Below are 18,356 nucleotides of genomic sequence, written 5' to 3'. Positions count from 1 at the left end.
GCCTCCCCTTCGGGCGCCGCCTGAGCATCGTTAACGACGATAGAGCGGCGCGGCCGCCGATGCACGCCCCTCCACACTACTTTTCGGCTGTGAGCGTGCGGGTACCTTCGACACCAATCACCGGAAGCGGAGGTAACGATCATGCTCGACCTCGAGCGCGCGCGTCGCGACACGCCCGGCTGCCTCGACAAAGTCTTCCTCGACAGCGCCGGTTCCTCGCTCCCGCCGGCCCCGGTCGTCGACGTCATGGTCGCGCATCTGCGCCGCGAAGCCGAAGTGGGCGGTTACCTTGCGGCCGCCGAACGCGTCGAACAACTCGCCGACGTGAAAGTGTCACTCGGCAGGCTGATCGGTGCGCCCGCGCACAGCATCGCCCTCGTCGAGAGCGCCACCACAGCGTGGAACGACTTCTTCCAGGCAGTCCCGCTGGTCCGGGGCGATCGCGTGCTCATCTCCGAGGTCGAGTACGCCAGCAACGCCATCGCCGTCCTCCAGCGCGCCCGCACCGTCGGCGCGGAGGTCGGGGTGATCCCCAGCGACGCGAACGGCCAGATCGACGTTGCCGCCCTTGCCGGCATGCTCGACGACCGTGTCCGGCTCGTCTCGCTGGTGCACGTGCCCACCAACGGCGGTCTGGTCAACCCGGTGCGCGAGGTGGTGGAGCAGGCGCATGCGCACGGCGCCCTCGTACTGCTCGACGCCTGCCAATCCGTCGGCCAGATCGCTATCGACGTCACCGAACTGCGCGTCGACGCGCTGTCCGCGACCGGGCGCAAGTGGCTGCGCGGGCCGAGAGGCACCGGTTTCCTCTACGTTCGCCCCGAACTGGCCGCATCGCTCGAGCCCGTCGCGCTCGACCTGCACAGCGCGGACTGGACCGAAGCCACGACGTATCGGATCGCACCGGACGCGAGTCGCTTCGAATTCTGGGAGTGCGGGGTTGCCGCTCGTCTCGGACTGGGCGCGGCCGTGGACTACCTCCTGGCCATCGGCATGGACACCGTCGAAGCCGCCGTCCTCGATCGCGCCGAATACCTGCGCGCCGGGCTCGCCGATATCCCCGGCGTTGCCGTGCGCGACCTGGGTTCACGGCGGTGCGGCATCGTCTCGTTCACGGTTGCCGCAGCCGAGGCCGTGCAGATCCGGAAGGCCCTCGCCGACCGCGACGTCACGGTCACTGCGAGCCTCCGTGGATCCACCCTGCTGGATATGAGTGCGCGCGGACTCGAGGCCGTGGTCCGCGCGTCACCGCACTACTTCTGCTCGCGTGACGACCTCGATCGGTTCCTCGATTGTGTCCGGGTGTTGTCCGGATAGACAGCCTCGTCCCCACCACCGCCGACCGTCTCACTGAGTGGGATGTTCTCCGAACCGCGAACTGTAACAGGTTACATTTTTCTGGTTACCCATGTCACACTCGCTCTCCGAGAGGACTTCACCGATGGTCGACGCAACTCCGATCCGCCCCCGGCCCGCCGCACAGATCGCGTCGTGGGATTACGAGGCCGACGTCGTGGTCGCGGGGTACGGCATCGCCGGAGTCTCGGCATCGATCGAGGCGGCACGCGCGGGCGCGGACGTCCTGGTGCTCGAACGTACGAGCGGTTGGGGCGGGGCCGCCGCTCTCGCGGGCGGCTTCATCTACCTCGGCGGCGGAACACCACTCCAGAAGGCGTGCGGTTTCGAGGACTCCCCTGAGAACATGAAGAAGTTCATGATGGCCGCGCTGGGCCCGGGCGCCGACGAACAGAAGATCACCGATTACTGCGAGGGCAGTGTCGACCACTACAACTGGCTGGTCGACTGCGGAGTTCCCTTCAAGGACAGCTTCTGGGGCGAGCCCGGTTGGGAACCTCCGTTCGACGACGGACTCATGTACTCCGGCGGTGAGAACGCGGCACCCTTCAACGAGATCGCGACGCCGGCACCCCGCGGACACGTTCCGCAGATGGACGACAAGCGGACCGGCGAGAAGGGCGGCGGCTACATGCTGATGAAGCCGCTGGTCGAGACAGCCGAGAAACTCGGTGTCCGAGCCGAATACGACATGCGGGTGCAAAGCCTGATCGCCGACGACTCCGGTCGCGTAGTGGGAATCATCGCCAAGCAGTACGGCAAAGAGGTTGCCGTGCGGGCGCGCCGTGGCGTCGTCCTCGCAACCGGCAGTTTCGCCTACAACGACAAGATGATCGAGGCCTACGCGCCGCGCCTCATCGGCCGCCCCGGTGCCGCCATCGAGGAACACGACGGACGGTCGATCCTCATGGCCCAGGCCCTCGGCGCCGACCTCGCCCACATGGACGCCACCGAGGTCGCCTTCGTCTGCGACCCCCAGCTGATGGTCCGCGGAATACTCGTCAACGGCCGCGGCCAGCGCTACATCCCGGAAGACACCTACCCGGGCCGCGTCGGCCAGGCCACCTTGTTCCATCAGGAGAATCAGGCCTACCTCGTCATCGACGAGGCCTCCTACGAAGAGGGCTCCGCGGCGACCACCGCCACCCCGTTCCTCCGAGTACAACCCAAGTGGGTTGCCGAGACCGTCGAGGAACTCGAGTCCGACATGGGACTGCCCGCCGGGGTCCTGCAATCGACGGTGGAGGTGTACAACCGGCACGCCGCCGAGGGCGTGGATCCACTGTTGCACAAGAAGTCCGAATGGGTGAAGCCGATCGGTTCCCCAGTTGCCGCGCTGGATCTACGTAACTTCACCCTCGGATTCACGCTCGGCGGGCTGCGCACCACCATCGATTCGGAAGTTCTGCACGTCTCCGGTGAACCGATCCCCGGTCTCTTCGCTGCCGGACGCTGCACGTCCGGGGTCTGCGCCGGCGGCTACGCCAGCGGCACGTCGCTGGGCGACGGCAGCTTCTACGGTCGCCGGGCGGGCATCAGCGCGGCAAGGAGCTAACCGACCACCCGTACCGCGACACCCTCCGAGACCGGCGTCGCACCGGCCACCGATTACCTGCGACAGCGCGGCGTCCGGTAGAGTTCATCGAGTTGTCTCGGCGAGGGTGATCCGCGAAGTTCCATATCGAGCTGGATCACCGTGATCGACGCGGCTGCGGCTCTGCTCGAGCATTGCGCTCCTGGCCGTCTGCCTCTTCGTCCCTCGTCGGCGACAAGAAGCCAGTCAGTACCCACCCGTGAGTTGTAGGAGCCGTTTCACCATGTCTGACGAAAATCGCCTCGTAGCCGGCACGCGTACCGAGTTCGGCAAGGGCGCGGCCCGTCGCGCTCGCCGCGATGGTCAGGTCCCCGCTGTTCTGTACGGCCACGGTGAGGATCCCCGCCACCTCAACCTTCCGTCGCGCGAGTTCGCCGCCATCCTGCGCGCGCACGGCACCAACGCCATCCTGAACCTGGACATCGACGGCACGCAGCAGGTCGCGCTGACCAAGTCGATCGTGGTTCACCCGATCCGCAACTACATCGAGCACGCCGACCTCCTCGTCATCAAGAAGGGCGAGAAGGTCACCGTCGAGGTTCCCGTCGTCGTCACCGGTGAAGCCGCTTCCGGCACCCTGGTCGCACAGGACGCTTCCACCATCGCCCTCGAGGCCGACGCGCTGCACATCCCCGAGGAGATCGAGGTCTCGGTCGAGGGACTCGAAGCGGGCACCCAGATCCTGGCCAACCAGCTCGAGCTGCCCAAGGGAGCGACCCTGCAGGCCGACCCGGACCTGCTGATCGTCAACGTGGTCCTGGCCCCCACCGCCGCCGACCTCGAAGAGGCACCCGCCGAGGGCGAAGCTCCTGCCGCAGAGGGCTCCGAGGGCTGATTCCTCACCCACAGCGTTCCGCCCGCGGCGCGTCGTCCCGAAGTTCGGGGACGGCGCGCCGCGCTCGTGTGAAAGGACAATTTCGTGAGCGAAGACACGGCCCTGGTGGTCGGGCTGGGCAACCCCGGGCCGGAGTACGACAAGACGAGGCACAACGTCGGCTTCATGGTGGCCGGCGTGCTGGCCGGGCGCATGGGCGGAAAGTTCAGCGTCCACAAGAGAAGCGGCGCCGAGATCATCCAGGGCCGCCTCGACGGTCGTCCGACGATCCTCGCCAAGCCGCGGTCATACATGAACCTGTCGGGCGGTGCGGTGGCCGGGCTGGCCCGGTTCTTCTCCGTCGACACCGGCAACATCGTGGTGATCCACGACGAACTCGATCTCGACTTCGGAACGGTGCGCCTCAAGCAGGGCGGCGGCGAGGGCGGGCACAACGGCCTGCGCTCGATCTCCAGTTCCCTCGGCACCAAGGACTATCTGCGCACGCGCGTCGGAATCGGACGCCCGCCGGGACGGATGGATCCGGCGTCGTATGTTCTGAAGCCGTTCTCCGCCGTCGAGCGCAAGGAGCTCGACCTCATCTGCGAAGAAGCTGCCGACGCCGTCGAACTTCTCCTGAAGGTCGGGCTCGAGGCGGCACAGAACCGGCTACATTGAGCGGCGTCGGCAACTGCATCGAGCGGTTCCGCTAGCCGCCCACCAGGGAGGCCGACGTGCCGCGGCGCAGCTTGCCGGACGACGTCTTGGGGATGCTTCCGGGGCCCAGAACGGCGACGGTGCGCGGCCGCACCCCCACCTCGGAGAACACGGCGTGCACCACTTCGTGCTCGATGCGCTTGATCTCCTCGGGGTCCTGGTAGTTGTTCGTTTCGACGGCGACGGCGAAACTTTCCCGCTTCTGCCCGGCGTCGAGCCGGACCGCCACCGCGTTACCCGGACGTACGCCCTCGACGGTGCCGGCAGCGCGTTCGATGTCGGTGGGATAGATGTTGCGCCCGCCCATGATGATGACGTCCTTCACCCGGCCGCAGACCACGACCAGCCCTTCCTCGGTGAAGTATCCGACGTCGCCGGTATCGAGCCAGCCGTCGGCGTCCTGCGCGGGCTTGCGTCCCTCCAGTGTGATGTAGCCGGGCGTGACGGCCCTGCCGCGAACCTCGATAATCCCGACACCGCGCGTGGGAAGCAGTTCACCGTCGGTGTCGACCACGCGCCCCTCGAGGTTGGGGACCATCTTTCCGAGAGTGGCGAGTGGGCGCGCGTTGGGCTTGGTCGACGGGACGGCGCGTTGCATCACCTCGAGGATGTCCGGGTCGACGTAGTCGAGGACCTGCCCCTGGTCGGGGTCCGGGATCGACACGGCGAGGGTGGTCTCGGCCATTCCGTAGACGGGGGCGAGGGCCGACGGGTCGAGCCCGAATCGTGCACCCGCTTCGGCAAGCGCGGTCATCGTGTCCGGGTCGACCGGCTCCGCCCCGTTCCACATGTACCGAACGCTGCTGAGGTCGACCGCCCCGTCCTCGGCCTGCTTGAGACGCCGCGCGAGGAGCGAGTACGCGAAGTTCGGTGCGGCCGTCACGGTTCCCCGGTACCTGCCCATCAGCTCCGCCCACAGCAGCGGCGTCCGCAGGAAGTCCATCGGGGTGATGCTCACGACCTCGGCGCCCACCTGCATCGGAACACTGAGGAATCCGACCATCCCCATGTCGTGGAACAGCGGCAACCAGCTCACCATCACGTCGTTCTCGAGGGAGAACTTGATCCGGTCGATCATCGCGTAGGCGTTGACGTAGAAGTTCTCGTGCGTGATCTGCACGGCCTTGGGCGAACCGGTGGACCCGGAGGTGAGCTGCTGTAGCGCGATGTCGCTCTCGACGGTCTCGATCGGATCGATGGCGGTGCCCTCACTCAGCTCCGCGATGGTGACCACCGTGATCCCACGCTCTTCGAGCAGTGGTTTCGCGGGATCGAACGGCGCACCGAGGATGACGGCCTTCGCATCGATCATGGTGATGACGGTCTCGGTGTCCTTTGCCCACACCGCGAGATCGGTCCGCGGGGTGGGCTGGTGCAGCATGGTGACCGAGGCTCCGCGCATCCAGGTGGCCTGGCAGGAAGGCGCGATGTCAACGGGCTGGCCGGCGAGAATTCCGATCGCGTCGCCATGTCCGATACCTGCGGCGGCGAGCGCACCGGCCATGCGACGGGCGACCTTGTGGATCTCACCCCACGACTGACGCAGCGGCATATCCGGCTCTCCGGTGACCAGCCCGCGAGTGCTGGTCACTGCGGTGGCGTACATCACTTCGGTGAACTTGCTCAAGCTATTTCCTCCTGCGGAAACGGGTGTCCGAACGCAGTGACGGCCAACTCCGGAGCGCCCCGGCTACTCAACTTGATAGATACCCGGATCACCCTCGATTGTTACTCTTCGCTGGGTGTGAATGTGCCGTGAATCGCCGATCGGGCCCCGAGCCCGGTGGTCGCCTGCCGGTCGCAGGTAATCTGGTACGAGGCCATACGGCCGTTCACCATCACATCCAGGCCCCCGAGAGGTTCTTCGTTGACTACCCCGTCCGCTTCGGCCGATACCATCCCAGCCGAGACGGCGCCTATCTCCGAGGGGAAGAGCGACCGAAACGTCCGTGCCGAGGCGGAGCGTCGCCGGACGTTCGCGGTCATCTCGCATCCCGACGCCGGTAAGTCGACGCTGACGGAAGCGCTCGCGCTGCACGCGAAGGTCATCTCGGAAGCGGGCGCGGTCCACGGCAAGGCCGGGCGCAAGTCGACGGTCTCCGACTGGATGGAGATGGAGAAGGCCCGCGGGATCTCCGTGAGCTCCACCGCACTCCAGTTCAACTACCGGTCCAGCGAGGCGGACGTCGACGATCCTGTCGACAACGTGATCAACCTCGTCGACACCCCGGGTCACTCCGACTTCTCGGAGGACACCTACCGCGTGCTGACCGCTGTCGACGCCGCCGTCATGCTCATCGACGCCGCAAAGGGCCTCGAGCCCCAGACGCTGAAACTGTTCCAGGTGTGCCGCCACCGCGGCATCCCGGTGATCACCGTCATCAACAAGTGGGACCGCCCCGGTCAGACTCCGCTCGAACTGCTCGACGAGATCCAGGACCGCATCGGGCTCACTCCGACACCGCTGTACTGGCCCGTGGGGATCGCCGGCGATTTCCGCGGCCTGCTGCGTCGCGGCGAGGACGGCGCCGCACGCGAATACATCCGGTTCACGCGCACGGCGGGCGGCGCCAGGATCGCTCCCGAAGAAGTGATGGACGCCGACGCCGCCCTCGCCAGGGAGGGCTCCGAATGGGAGACCGCGGCGGAGGAGAGCGAACTGCTCTCGGCCACCGGTCAGGACCACGACCAGGAACTGTTCCTCGGCGGTCAGACGTCACCGGTGATCTTCGCATCCGCGATGCTCAACTTCGGTGTCCGTCAGATCCTGGACACCCTGGTGGAGCTGGCCCCGCCGCCGCGCGGCCGGGAGGACGTCGACGGCAATGTCCGGGAGGTCACCGACCCCTTCAGTGCCGTTGTGTTCAAGGTGCAGGCCGGCATGGACACCGCGCACCGCGACCGGCTCGCCTTCATGCGCATCGTGTCCGGTGTGTTCGAGCGCGGCATGGTCGTCACCCACGCTCAGACCGGTAAGCCGTTCACCACCAAATACGCGCAGACCGTGTTCGGACGGGAGCGCTCGACCGTCGAGTCGGCGTATCCCGGCGACGTGGTCGGCCTCGTCAACGCCACCGCGCTCGCTCCCGGGCACACCCTGTACTTCGAGAAGAAGGTGGAGTTCCCGCCGATCCCGTCGTTCGCTCCCGAGCATTTCTCGATTCTGCGGGCCGAGAGCGCGGGCAAGTACAAGCAGTTCCGCCGCGCCGTCGACCAACTCGACTCCGAGGGTGTCGTGCAGATTCTCCGCAACGACCTCCGCGGCGACGCCTCCCCCGTCATGGCGGCGGTCGGCCCCATGCAGTTCGAGGTGGTAGCCGCGCGGATGAAGGCGGAGTTCAACGTCGAAGCGCGGATGGAATCACTCGGCTACGAACTGGCACGCCGAACCGATGCGGAGTCCGTCGACGAGCTGAACCGTCAACGCGGCATCGAGGTATTCACCCGTTCCGATGGCGTTCTGCTCGCGCTCGTCAGCGACAAGTGGCGTCTGCAGTACATCCAGAAGGAATTGCCCGACCTCACACTCGAGCCACTCGTCGCCGCGGCCGATTAGGTGGAGGTTCGCGGTCCGGGCCGAGATTGAGTCGCCGAGATGTGCGTCGCCCCGAATCCGGCTGGTAGCTTTCAGGTCGAATCGAGCAAACTGGCGGGCTCTTTGCGAAACCCGTTTGTCTACGAGCAGGAAGCGACGCGATGGAGAACGGCATTTCGACCAACGGATCGGGCACCAACGGCTCCTCGAGCAACGGGTCGTCCACCCAGTCCCCCTTCGGCGATCCCACCACGAGTGGGCTCACCGGAAAGACCACGTCCACCAGCGGTTCGGCCGAGACATTCAGCTTCCCGCTTCCCACCCGCAGTTCGGGTTCTCACAGTTCCGAGGAACCGGACGAGCCCGCCGCCACGACCTCGTCACTGGAGTCCCGTGGACGCACCGTCATGCGACGCAACGCGATGGGAGTAGCCGCTGTGCGGGTCGCGGGCCGTCTGGCACACACCGAGCTGGTCGAGGAGCATCTCGCCTCCGCCCGTAGCCACTCCGCAGATCCGACCGTCGACTCCGACGAACTCCTCGAACTGCTCGGCGAATACCTCGTCGCAGCCGGTTTCGATCGTCCGGAGATCCACGCGAAGCTGGCCGGCCAGTCGATCGTCGTCGACCTGCGTTCGCCCTCCGCCTCCGCACGCTGATCTCCGCTGGGACCAGGGCGCGACTAGGGCCACAGAACTGAACGTCGCCACTCGCCAGCCGGTTCCCGGCGGTAGCTCCAGCGCAGATGACGCCGACCGGCGTCGGCCTGCCAGAACTCGACGCTGTCCGGGACCAGACACCAGGCCCGCCAGGTGTCCGACACGAAACCGGGATCGTCCGCTATCCGTGCGGCCGCCTCGTGGACACCGCGTTCGTATTCGGCGGTGTCGTTGAGGATCTCGCTCTGGTGGCTGCTGGCTGCCACGGCCCGCGCGGTCACCGAACGTTCCCGGAAATCTCTCGCGGTGACGGCCGGATCACCGTCGACGACGGTGCCTCGGACACGCACCTGGCGACCCTGCTCGCGCCAGTAGAAGGTGAGTGCCGCGCACGGGTTCGACGACAGTTCACGCCCTTTCGGGGAGCGCGCGTCGCCGGAGAACCAGAATCCCTGCTCGGTCACATCCTTCAGCAGGAGGAAGCGGGCGTCTGGGCAGCCGTCGACATCCACCGTCGACAGGACTGCGGCATGGGGTTCGGCCACACCGGCAGCGGCCGCTCGAGCGAGCCAGTCGACAAAAAGTATGTCGGGGCGGTCGGGCAGTTCGCCGACCGCGGGGGCCGTCGCCCCGGTGAGCGCGGGCAGTGCGCGGATCCATGCGCGGACATCGGAGTACGACGAGGGATCTGATGGTGTGGGCATGGCCAGAACCTAGCGTCACCCCGGCCACGTCGTGTCATCAGGGCGACGGTGTCGACGCTTTCGGTCCGACCAGCAACCAGCGATGACCGAACGGGTCGACCAGGGTGGCGTTGCGATGACCGTGTCCCTCCGAGATCCACCGCTCGACAGTGCCGCCCGCTTCGTGTGCAGCCATGAGCACGGCGTCCGGGTCTTCGACCGGCAGCATCAGACTCACCGAGGTCGAGCCTGCCTCCGGAGCGGTCAATCCCATCTCCGGAAACTCCTCGGCGAGGTAGATCATCCCTGTCGGGAAACGCAATTCGGCGTGCCCGACCCGACCGTCGTCCATGATGATGGGCTTGCCGACCACCTCGGCACCGAACACGGCGGAATACCAGTCGATCGCCTCACGACCGTGGCACACGGTCAGGTAGGGCAATGCGCCGGGAACTGGGACTACCGAGGACATGCCACCTCCCACTGCTTCAGTGCTCGATCCCGGTCGGTCGACGGAAGCCTGTCAGGCCGAGGCGGGAGGTTGCAGCATGACCCACTTGGACGAAGTGAGACGGAAACTCGGGATGTCGGCCATGGAGGCCACCGATTCCCAGATCCTTTCGTAACCGGTGTGGGTGATGCGCCATTTCCCGTCGGCGCATCGCCGATAGCGATCGTGGTAGTACGCGGATCCGCGCAACAGCATCCCGTCCTCGGGAATCAGTGTGGTGTCCGCGAGAAACCACACCCCCTCGGCCGTGTCACCGTTGACGGTGATTTCCGGTTGGCCACACTGGTGTTCCGTGATCACATGAGTACCGAGAGTGTTCTCGAGAAAAGACACGAAAGAGTCACGAGAATCGAACGAAAGGTACTCGCTGTATGTAGCCGTGACATCAGGAACCATGGTGTCGGCGAACTCGGCCCACGATTTGGTGTCGAGCGAACGCGCATAACGGTGCTTGAGCTGCTCGATCTGTTTGATCGCTTCGAGATCCATGAGCCCCGCCTCCTGTGCAGCGACATGCAAGCCCTGGACACAGATTAGTCGGAAAATCTGCAGGTGCGACACGAATTCCCCGCTTTGGGGGGAATCATGCCGATTCGGAGTCACCGGTGGGACACAGAATTGTTACGACATTTTTGTCACGACATCGATTTGATCACGGAATCGACAAGTGTCTGCGCGTATTTCTCGTCCTCACGTCCGTCGTCGCCGCGGGGAACGTCGAGCGCGAACAGAACATGACTGAGGACGGCGCCGGTCACCATTTCGAGAATCAATGTGGCGGAGGCGCCCACGGGTAATTCGCCGCGGGTCGCCGCGCGGCGGACGATCGTACGGGCGGCCATCAGACGGCTTCTGTTGAGTGTGGCGGTGAGATTGGCGAGCAGTTCGGGATGAACCCGGGCATCGAGCGCCACCCGCAGGCTCACCAGACCGGAGGTGGTGCGGTATCCACGCAGAAGTTGCACTGCCAGTTCGACGAGATCCGAGCGAAGAGCCCCGGTGTCGATCGGCGTCGGCAACGGGCTTCGCACCTCGAGCGCCTGGACGAGCAACTCCTCCTTGGTGGCCCATCGGCGGTACAGCGCGGCTCTGCCTACCCGGGCCCGTTTGCCGATGGCGTCGAGAGTGAAGCCACGCCAACTGGTTTCCGCGTACACCTCGATCACCGCGTCATACACGCGGTCTTCGAGCTCGGCGTCGCGAGGACGCCCGCGCCCACGGCGGACGGGAGGCGAGGCGGAATCGGGCACTGGTGCAGTGTGCCACCTCCAGCGTCCCATCTCACAGCCAGATCCTATTTACAGACAATTTTTGTCTGTATTATTGTCGGGGAGTTCGCAGAACCGGACAAGCGAAGGATGTAGTCAATGGCAGACCCCGCACAGGTACCAGTGGTGATCGGCGTCGGAGATATCCGCTCCGGCCGGTCAGGGGCACCGGCCGACCCGCGTGAACCCCTCGACCTGATCGCCGAGGCGGTCGATGCGGCCCTCGCGGATACCGGAGTCGGCGGCGTGAGCGCGCGCATCGACAGCATCTCCGCCGTCAAGACGGCCAGCTGGGCGTACGACGAGCTTCCAGCCCTGCTCGGCGAACGTCTCGGCGCCGCGCAGCCGAGGACCTTCACCAGCCCCATCGGGGGACACTGGCCCGCGGCACTCCTCGATCGCATCGGCCACGAGATCGCCGAGGGCACGTCCACGGTGTCGCTCCTGGTGGGCGGCGAGGCCCAGGCGTCGGTGACCGCACTCATGAAGTCCGGCACCGATCCCGGCTCGCAGGGCTGGCTCGCCGCTCCCGGCGGTCCCCCGTCGTTCGACCCGGACGAACTCGGCAGCACCGCGATGCAACGCGCCGGCATGATCGTGCCCACCCGCGTGTACCCACTGTTCGAGAATCGGCTCGCCTACGAACTCGGGCAGAGCCCGCACGAGTCGCTCGAACGGTCGGCCCGCATGTACTCCGAGTTCTCCGAAGTCGCCGCGCAGCACCCCGTGGCGTGGAGTCCGGTCGCGCGTACCACCGAGGACATCGCGACCGTCGGTCCGAAGAATCGCCTCGTGTGCGAACCGTACCCACTCGCGCTCAACGCCATGCCGTTCGTCGATCAGGCGGCCGCAGTGATCGTGTGTTCGCTTTCCGCAGCACGCGAACTCGGTGTCGACGAGAACAAGATCATCTATCTGTGGGGCGGAGCCGGCGCCACCGACACACCGGACGTACTGGGCCGCGCCGAATTCGGTCGTTCCCCGGCGATGGCCAGCGCTGTCGCACGCACCCTTGCGCAGGCGGACGTACAGGGCACCGATCTCGACATCATCGACGCCTACAGCTGTTTCCCCGTGGTACCCAAGCTGCTGCTGCGCGAACTGGGCTTGCCGGACGACACCGTGCCCAGCGTGCTCGGCGGCCACTCGTTCTTCGGCGGACCACTCAACAGCTACACCCTGCACGCGATCGCACAGACCACCCGGCTCCTGCGCGAACGAACGGCCGGAGACCTCGCGCTGGTACACGGCAACGGCGGCTACCTCACCTATCAGCACACGGTGCTGCTGTCGTCGCGTCCGCACGGTGACGGGTACGTCGGCAACCCGGACGCCGAAATCCTCGACCTCCCGGCGCCGCCGCTCGTCAACGACTACGAGGGCGAGGCCGAGGTGGTCACCGCCACCGTCGAGTACGGCCGGGACGGGCTGCCGGCCATGGGACTACTGATCGCGACAATCGCCGACGGACGCCGGATCGCCGGCTACACCGATGCCGAGGGCGCCGCAGCGCTCGCCCGGCTCACCGACCCGAACTCCCGATCCGTCGTCGGCGCAGCAGTGCGCATCGCCGACCGCGGCGGGCTGCTCACCGTTTCTCTCCAGGAAGAGGCAACAGCATGACCGACATCGTCCTCACCGAACAGCGTGGGAACACGCTGCTCGTCACGATCAATCGGCCCAAGGCGGCCAACAGCATCAACGCCGAGGTCCATCAGAAGCTGGGCGAGGCGTGGGATATGGCCGAGTCCACCGACGACGTTCGTGTGGTGGTCCTGACGGGCGCCGGCGACTCGGTGTTCTGCGGCGGTGCCGATCTCAAGGCTCTGGGCACCAAGGGTCCCGATGGGATCACCCCGCCGGAGACCGCGCACTGGGGCTTCGCCGGTGTGGTCAAGCATCCCATTCGCAAGCCGATCATCGCGGCGGTCAACGGCACCGCACTGGGCGGCGGTACCGAACTCGCACTCGCGAGCGACCTGGTGGTGGCGTCCGAGACCGCCGAGTTCGGCCTGCCCGAGGTCCATCGCGGCCTGATCGCCGGAGCCGGCGGCGTCTTCCGTCTCGGTGCGGCGATTCCGCGGGCGGTGGCCATGGAGCTGATTCTGACCGGCAAGCCGATGAGTGCCGAGGACGCATTGCGCTGGGGCCTGGTCAACCGGGTGGTCCCCCAGGACGACGTGGTCAGCACCGCACTCGAATTGGCCGAATCCATCTCGGCGGGTGCTCCGCTGGCGGTGCAGGCCAGCAAGGTAGTGGCCCGCGGCATCGTGGACGGCGCAATCCCGTCCGAAACCCAGGCGTGGGAACTCACCACCGAGGCGCTCGCCCGCCTCACCACCTCCGCCGACACCCTCGAGGGTGTCATGGCATTCATGGAAAAGCGCAAGCCCGTCTGGAGCGGTCGATGACTGGAACGTTGCCCGAAACGTGGAACACGCCCGAGCGTCAGGCGCTGCGTGAGCTGACCGCCGATTTCACCCGCAAGGAGATCGTCCCGCACCTCGACACCTGGGAACGGGACGGGTTGGTGCCGCGTGAACTTCACGCGAAGGCGGCCGACGCCGGCCTGCTCGGCGCGTCGGTGCCCGAGGAGTTCGGCGGCTCCGGCGGCAACGCCCTCGACATGCTGGCGATCCTCGAGGAGATCATTCTCGCCGGCGGGTCGTCCGGACTGATCTCCGCACTGTTCAGTCACGGCATCGCCACCCCGCATATCGTGGCGTCCGGGAACACCGATCTCATCGACCGCTTCGCTCGCCCCGCGCTCGAGGGCCGGGCCATCGGTTCGCTGGCGATCACCGAACCGGGCGGCGGTTCCGACGTCGCGAACATCAAGACCACCGCCAGGCGCGACGGCGACGACTACGTGATCAACGGCGCCAAGCTGTACATCACGTCGGGCACGCGGGCCGACTTCGTGACCACGGCGGTGCGTACCGGTGACGCCGGAGCGGGCGGGCTGTCGATGATTGTCGTGCCCACCGACACACCCGGTTTCACCGTCTCGCGCAAGCTCGACAAGATGGGCTGGCTCTGCTCGGACACGGCGGAACTCTTCTACGACGACGTGCGGGTGCCGGTGGGGAACCTGATCGGTACGGAGGGTTCGGGCTTCGCACAGATCGCGCAGCAGTTCCAGGGCGAGCGGCTGTCGCTGGCATTCCAGGCGACGGCCACCGCGCAGCGCTGCTTCGACCTCACCAAGCAGTGGATCCAGTCGCGGGAGTCGTTCGGCAGGCCACTGTCGAGCCGTCAGGTGGTGCGTCACCGCATGGCCGAGCTCGCCACCGAAATCACTGCGGCCCAAACGTTCTGCCGTTCGGTGGCGGAGCGCTGGGTCAACGGCGAGGGCATGCTGCTCGAGACGTCGATGGCGAAGAACAACGCGGTCAAGGTGTGCGATCACGCCGTGATGGAATCGGTGCAGCTGTTCGGCGGGCTCGGCTGCATGCGCGAGTCCGAGGTGGAGCGGCATTTCCGCGACGCCCGCGTGCTCGGCATCGGCGGCGGCACCACCGAGATCATGAACGAGATCATCAGCAAGCTGCTCGGTCTCTGAGTAGTTCTCACCAGCGGAGCTTGCCGACGGCGATGTCGCCGGCAAGCTCCCCCGCAGCCCAATTCCTACTGATCGAGCTCCGCGGCCAGTTCCATCCACCGCTCCTCGGTCGATTCCTTCTCCGCCACAACCTCTTTCAGCTCGGCATCGAGCTTCTGCAACTTCTCGGGATCGGTCGCCGCATCGGCCAGCTTCTGGTGCAGTTTCGCCTCGCGGTCATCGAGCTTCGCCAGAGAACGCTCGAGCCGCGACAGTTCCTTGCGGGCAGCGCGATCGGCGGCACCGTCCCGAGCCTGACCGGCTGTTCCCGACTTGGTGCCCGTCGCCGAGGACGCCACCGAGGGAGCGCCGACGTCGCCCATCGCGGCCCGTCGACGGAGGTATTCGTCGATGCCGCCGGGCAGGTTGGTGAGCTTGCCGTCGCCGAACAGCGCCCACGTCGAATCACAGATACGCTCGATCAGGTACCGGTCGTGACTGATCACCACCATCGTGCCCGCCCAGCTGTCGAGAAGATCCTCTAGTTGCTGCAGCGTGTCGATGTCGAGGTCGTTGGTGGGCTCGTCGAGCAGCAGCACGTTCGGCTCCGCCATCAGTACCCGGGTGAGCTGGAGTCGGCGGCGCTCACCACCGGACAGGTCGCCGACCGGCGTCCGCTGGCGGGCCGGGGTGAACCCCAACCGCTCGGCAAGTTGCCCGGCCGAAACCTCCTTGTCGCCCAGGGTGATTCGTTCAGCGACGTCCTTGACGGCATCGAGAACCCGCATGTCCGTCGGCAGGTCGTCGAGTTCCTGGCGCAACCATCCGATGTGGACAGTCTGCCCCTGGATGCGCTTGCCCGCCGCCGGTTCGATCTCCCCGGCAAGAGTGCGCAGGAGGGTCGTCTTCCCGGATCCGTTGACGCCGACCAGTCCGACGCGTTCTCCCGGCGCCAGCCGCCACGTGAGGTCGTCGACGAGCACGCGGCCGTCCGGTGCTTCGACGCGCGCGTCCTCGAGTTCGACGACCACCTTGCCGAGCCGGCGCTGGGCGAACGATGCCAGCGCGACGCTGTCACGGGGCGGCGGCACGTCCGCGATCAGCGCCTCCGCGGCCTCGATCCGATACTTGGGCTTGGACGTTCGCGCGGGAGCGCCGCGCCGCAGCCACGCCAGTTCCTTGCGGGCCAGGTTGCGGCGCCGCTCCTCGGAGGCGTCGGCCTGACGGGCGCGCTCGGCGCGGGCGAAGATCCAGTCGTTGTAGCCACCCTCGTAGCTTTCGACCTTGCCGCCCATCACTTCCCACGTGCGGTTGGCCACGGTATCGAGGAACCAGCGATCGTGGGTGACGACCACCAGTGCGCTGCGCCGCGACACCAGATGCTCGGCCAGCCACTGCACACCCTCGACGTCGAGGTGGTTGGTGGGCTCGTCGAGCACCAGCAGATCCAAATCCTGCACCAGCGCGGCGGCCAGTGCCACGCGTCGCCGCTCCCCACCCGACAGCCCGTCGACCTTCACCTCGAGGCCCAGATTGTCGATGCCGATGCCGGCCAGCACGGACCGGATCCGGGCGTCGCCGGCCCACTCGTGAGCGGCCACCCCGAGCGGCCCGAGCACCACGTCACCGACACTCGACCCCGGGGGCAGCACGCCGCGCTGGGTTACCACCGCCATCCGGAGGCCGCCGACCCGGCTGACCCGTCCGGAGTCCGGTTGCTCGACACCCGAGAGCACCTCGAGCAGAGTGGTCTTGCCGCCACCGTTGAGGCCGACGACGCCGATGCGTACGCCTTCCTCCACACCGAGCGACACCGAATCGAGCAACGGCTTTACGCCGAACGATTTCGACACCTGCTCGAGATTGATCAGATTCGCCATCAGTGCGATCCCTCCGCCGCGTCGTTGATTAGTCGGGCGCCCGGCACGGGACCGCTCGCCACCCTCACGGTCCGGCACACACCGGCGCCCGCGAGTTCTGCGCTGACACGGACCGCGGCATCCGCCTCGGCGCAGAGAAAAGCACAGGTAGGACCCGACCCGGAGACGATGCCGGCCAGCGCGCCCGCCGCCACACCAGCGCGCAGCGTTCGCCGCAGGCCCGGTGCGAGAGACAACGCCGCCGCCTGCAGATCGTTGCCGAGCAACGGGGCCAGAGTGGCAGCGTCACCCGTCGTGAGGGCATGCATCAGATCCTCGGCATCCCCGAGTCTCGGAGGCGAGCCCTCGGCCCGCAACCGGTCGAGTTCGCGGAAGACGTCGGGCGTGCTGAGCCCGCCCTTCGCAAGCGCGAGCACCCAGTGGAAGGTACTGCGGGAGAGCACCGGGAGGAGCTTCTCTCCGCGTCCCGTCCCGAAGGCCGTGCCCCCGTGGAGCGAGAACGGCACATCGCTGCCGAGTTTCGCGGCGAAAACGTCGAGTTCCGCACGCGAGAGGTCGAGTTGCCACCGCGCATTGAGCGCCACCAGCGTGGCGGCAGCATCTGCACTACCCCCGGCCATACCACCGGCCACCGGGATCCCCTTGTCGATCGCGATCTCGACATCGGGACTCCGGCCCGCCTCCGCGGCGAGCAACTCGGCGGCCTGCCACACCAGATTGCGGTGGTCGGTCGGAACCAGGCGGGCATCTTCGCCGCGGACCGTGACCGACAATGTGTCCGCCGGCCTCACCGACACCGTGTCACTCAGGGACAACGCCTGGAACACCGTCTGCAACTCGTGATACCCGTCGTCGCGCAGGTCCCCGACGGCCAAATGCAGATTGACCTTGGACGGGGCCCTGACTACCACGGGGCGAGGAACGGCGGAAAGCACAAGCATAGAGCTTAGGCGCTTGCCGCACCCGTGCGGAAATGCGCGATTACGGGGTCGGTGACAGCTTCGCCTCCAGCTGTGTCGTGAGACTTCCCCCACGGGCCAGAGGCAGCCGCGTCCGGGCCGTGCGAATGTGGCCCACCACCTCCGCGGGCCGCTCGTCCGGGTACCGCAGTTCGCTGGTCAGGGCGGCCGGGGCGTCCAGTGTGTCGTGCGACACGGTGCCGACGCCCAGTTCCACCTCGTGTCTCAGGAGGGGCAACGCGCCGAGGTCGGCATTGGTCACGCCCGCCCAGTTGCCGGTCTGCTCCCCCGTCCGGCCGATCTGCACGCGCTCGCGCCACAGGAACGTGGACGACTCGGCGAGCGATACCGTCGTGATTGCCCGGTGTTCGGCGCCGCCGGCAATCACCGTGGGTTCGAGCGCACAGTCGAGCGATGCTTCCTCTCCCACCTCCACCGACCAGTGCGCCGTGGACAGCACGCAGTCGCGGCCCGGCAGCGCGAGGGACGCGGCGACGCTCCGCAGCGACAGCCGAGCCCCGGCCTCCACCCGGATCGTGATGTCCCAGTGGTCGCCGCCCAGGGGCGTCGCGGCGGTGCCGATCAGGTGAACGGTGTCCCGGCCGGTCGTGCGCGCGGCCAGCCCACCGACCGCGCAGATCCGGGGACTGCGATCGGGTGTGGCGACAATCGTCAGTTCGGTGCGCACAGCTACTGCACCGCGGCCAGCGTGCGCACCTGCTCACGCACCCACGCCAGCACGGGACCGGACGTCGGGTCCTGCGTCAGCGAGATCAGTGCCGTCGGCCTGCCCTCCCGGACGTGCTCGGCATCATGTTGCATCACCGACAGGTCGGCAC

17 protein-coding genes and 1 pseudogene are annotated in these 18,356 nt (G+C 67.0%); 9 read left to right on the top strand and 9 right to left on the bottom strand.

Going from position 1 to position 18,356, the window contains the following annotated elements:
• Positions 1-141 precede the first annotated feature (141 nt).
• From WAW17_RS20835 to pth, 4 genes are all read left to right on the top strand, one after another.
• Entirely contained in the window at positions 142-1,317 is a 1,176-nt protein-coding gene (locus WAW17_RS20835; protein ID WP_422334814.1) for an aminotransferase class V-fold PLP-dependent enzyme, read from the top strand.
• Positions 1,318-1,441: 124 nt separating this feature from the next.
• Positions 1,442-2,911, top strand: coding sequence for an FAD-dependent oxidoreductase (locus WAW17_RS20830; RefSeq protein ID WP_422334813.1), 1,470 nt, complete (start codon positions 1,442-1,444; stop codon positions 2,909-2,911).
• A gap of 262 nt (positions 2,912-3,173) precedes the next feature.
• Positions 3,174-3,785, top strand: coding sequence for a 50S ribosomal protein L25/general stress protein Ctc (locus tag WAW17_RS20825; protein ID WP_422334812.1), 612 nt, complete (start codon positions 3,174-3,176; stop codon positions 3,783-3,785).
• An 84-nt stretch (positions 3,786-3,869) separates the two neighbouring features.
• Entirely contained in the window at positions 3,870-4,442 is a 573-nt protein-coding gene (gene pth / locus WAW17_RS20820; protein WP_422334811.1) for an aminoacyl-tRNA hydrolase, read from the top strand.
• Between the two features lie 31 nt (positions 4,443-4,473).
• Here the strand turns inward: pth and WAW17_RS20815 are convergent, their stop codons facing one another.
• On the bottom strand, positions 4,474-6,108 hold the full coding sequence (locus WAW17_RS20815) for a fatty acyl-AMP ligase (protein ID WP_422334810.1): 1,635 nt from the start codon (positions 6,106-6,108) through the stop codon (positions 4,474-4,476).
• A 240-nt stretch (positions 6,109-6,348) separates the two neighbouring features.
• On the opposite strand from WAW17_RS20815, the gene WAW17_RS20810 reads away from it, so the two are divergent.
• Together WAW17_RS20810 and WAW17_RS20805 are read left to right on the top strand one after the other, a co-directional pair.
• A complete protein-coding gene (locus WAW17_RS20810) occupies positions 6,349-8,037 on the top strand; it encodes a peptide chain release factor 3 (protein WP_422334809.1) in 1,689 nt (562 codons plus the stop codon).
• Between the two features lie 140 nt (positions 8,038-8,177).
• Positions 8,178-8,675: a hypothetical protein gene (locus WAW17_RS20805; RefSeq protein ID WP_422334808.1), complete on the top strand. Its 498-nt coding sequence runs from the start codon at positions 8,178-8,180 to the stop codon at positions 8,673-8,675.
• Positions 8,676-8,698: 23 nt separating this feature from the next.
• Here WAW17_RS20805 and WAW17_RS20800 read toward each other — a convergent pair whose 3' ends face one another.
• The 4 genes from WAW17_RS20800 to WAW17_RS20785 all read right to left on the bottom strand — a co-directional run bounded on the left by WAW17_RS20800 (position 8,699) and on the right by WAW17_RS20785 (position 11,119).
• Positions 8,699-9,379, bottom strand: coding sequence for a pyridoxine/pyridoxamine 5'-phosphate oxidase (locus WAW17_RS20800; RefSeq protein ID WP_422334807.1), 681 nt, complete (start codon positions 9,377-9,379; stop codon positions 8,699-8,701).
• 37 nt (positions 9,380-9,416) lie between these two features.
• Positions 9,417-9,830, bottom strand: coding sequence for a VOC family protein (locus WAW17_RS20795; RefSeq protein ID WP_422334806.1), 414 nt, complete (start codon positions 9,828-9,830; stop codon positions 9,417-9,419).
• Positions 9,831-9,881: 51 nt separating this feature from the next.
• A complete protein-coding gene (locus WAW17_RS20790; protein ID WP_422334805.1) occupies positions 9,882-10,358 on the bottom strand; it encodes a nuclear transport factor 2 family protein in 477 nt (158 codons plus the stop codon).
• Between the two features lie 146 nt (positions 10,359-10,504).
• Positions 10,505-11,119: a TetR/AcrR family transcriptional regulator gene (locus WAW17_RS20785; RefSeq protein ID WP_422334804.1), complete on the bottom strand. Its 615-nt coding sequence runs from the start codon at positions 11,117-11,119 to the stop codon at positions 10,505-10,507.
• A gap of 117 nt (positions 11,120-11,236) precedes the next feature.
• Between WAW17_RS20785 and WAW17_RS20780 the strand changes: the two genes are divergently transcribed.
• Genes WAW17_RS20780 through WAW17_RS20770 form a run of 3 tightly spaced genes read left to right on the top strand, consistent with a single transcriptional unit; the run spans position 11,237 to position 14,699 of the window.
• On the top strand, positions 11,237-12,760 hold the full coding sequence (locus tag WAW17_RS20780) for an acetyl-CoA acetyltransferase (protein WP_422334803.1): 1,524 nt from the start codon (positions 11,237-11,239) through the stop codon (positions 12,758-12,760).
• Positions 12,757-13,548 carry a crotonase/enoyl-CoA hydratase family protein gene (locus tag WAW17_RS20775; protein WP_422334802.1) on the top strand — a complete coding sequence of 264 codons (792 nt, stop codon included), beginning with the start codon at positions 12,757-12,759 and terminating at the stop codon, positions 13,546-13,548. Before WAW17_RS20780 ends, WAW17_RS20775 begins: the two co-directional genes overlap by 4 nt.
• Positions 13,545-14,699: an acyl-CoA dehydrogenase family protein gene (locus tag WAW17_RS20770; protein WP_422334801.1), complete on the top strand. Its 1,155-nt coding sequence runs from the start codon at positions 13,545-13,547 to the stop codon at positions 14,697-14,699. Before WAW17_RS20775 ends, WAW17_RS20770 begins: the two co-directional genes overlap by 4 nt.
• 65 nt (positions 14,700-14,764) lie before the next feature.
• On the opposite strand, the gene WAW17_RS20765 is transcribed toward WAW17_RS20770, so the two are convergent.
• The 4 genes and pseudogenes from WAW17_RS20765 to WAW17_RS20750 all read right to left on the bottom strand — a co-directional run.
• Positions 14,765-16,558 carry an ABC-F family ATP-binding cassette domain-containing protein gene (locus WAW17_RS20765; RefSeq protein ID WP_422334800.1) on the bottom strand — a complete coding sequence of 598 codons (1,794 nt, stop codon included), beginning with the start codon at positions 16,556-16,558 and terminating at the stop codon, positions 14,765-14,767.
• Complete coding sequence (locus tag WAW17_RS20760; RefSeq protein ID WP_422334835.1) at positions 16,558-17,493, bottom strand: 4-(cytidine 5'-diphospho)-2-C-methyl-D-erythritol kinase; 936 nt, start codon at positions 17,491-17,493, stop codon at positions 16,558-16,560. Before WAW17_RS20760 ends, WAW17_RS20765 begins: the two co-directional genes overlap by 1 nt.
• A 46-nt stretch (positions 17,494-17,539) precedes the next feature.
• Complete coding sequence (locus WAW17_RS20755) at positions 17,540-18,205, bottom strand: urease accessory protein UreD (RefSeq protein WP_422334799.1); 666 nt, start codon at positions 18,203-18,205, stop codon at positions 17,540-17,542.
• 2 nt (positions 18,206-18,207) lie between these two features.
• A pseudogene (locus tag WAW17_RS20750) lies at positions 18,208-18,356 on the bottom strand (urease accessory protein UreG); the annotation flags it as partial.

The organism is Rhodococcus sp. (in: high G+C Gram-positive bacteria) (genome assembly GCF_049286785.1).
Lineage (GTDB): Bacteria > Actinomycetota > Actinomycetes > Mycobacteriales > Mycobacteriaceae > Rhodococcus_F.
This window is presented reverse-complemented; position numbering and strand designations above follow the sequence as displayed.

Excerpts from the sequence above, each read along its gene's own strand:
- WAW17_RS20835 (WP_422334814.1), top strand. The coding sequence starts at position 142 with ATGCTCGACCTCGAGCGCGCGCGTCGCGACACGCCCGGCTGCCTCGAC.
- WAW17_RS20830 (WP_422334813.1), top strand. The coding sequence starts at position 1,442 with ATGGTCGACGCAACTCCGATCCGCCCCCGGCCCGCCGCACAGATCGCG.
- WAW17_RS20825 (WP_422334812.1), top strand. The coding sequence starts at position 3,174 with ATGTCTGACGAAAATCGCCTCGTAGCCGGCACGCGTACCGAGTTCGGC.
- WAW17_RS20805 (WP_422334808.1), top strand. The coding sequence starts at position 8,178 with ATGGAGAACGGCATTTCGACCAACGGATCGGGCACCAACGGCTCCTCG.
- WAW17_RS20800 (WP_422334807.1), bottom strand. The coding sequence starts at position 9,379 with ATGCCCACACCATCAGATCCCTCGTCGTACTCCGATGTCCGCGCATGG.
- WAW17_RS20795 (WP_422334806.1), bottom strand. The coding sequence starts at position 9,830 with ATGTCCTCGGTAGTCCCAGTTCCCGGCGCATTGCCCTACCTGACCGTG.
- WAW17_RS20790 (WP_422334805.1), bottom strand. The coding sequence starts at position 10,358 with ATGGATCTCGAAGCGATCAAACAGATCGAGCAGCTCAAGCACCGTTAT.
- WAW17_RS20780 (WP_422334803.1), top strand. The coding sequence starts at position 11,237 with ATGGCAGACCCCGCACAGGTACCAGTGGTGATCGGCGTCGGAGATATC.
- WAW17_RS20775 (WP_422334802.1), top strand. The coding sequence starts at position 12,757 with ATGACCGACATCGTCCTCACCGAACAGCGTGGGAACACGCTGCTCGTC.
- WAW17_RS20770 (WP_422334801.1), top strand. The coding sequence starts at position 13,545 with ATGACTGGAACGTTGCCCGAAACGTGGAACACGCCCGAGCGTCAGGCG.
- WAW17_RS20765 (WP_422334800.1), bottom strand. The coding sequence starts at position 16,558 with ATGGCGAATCTGATCAATCTCGAGCAGGTGTCGAAATCGTTCGGCGTA.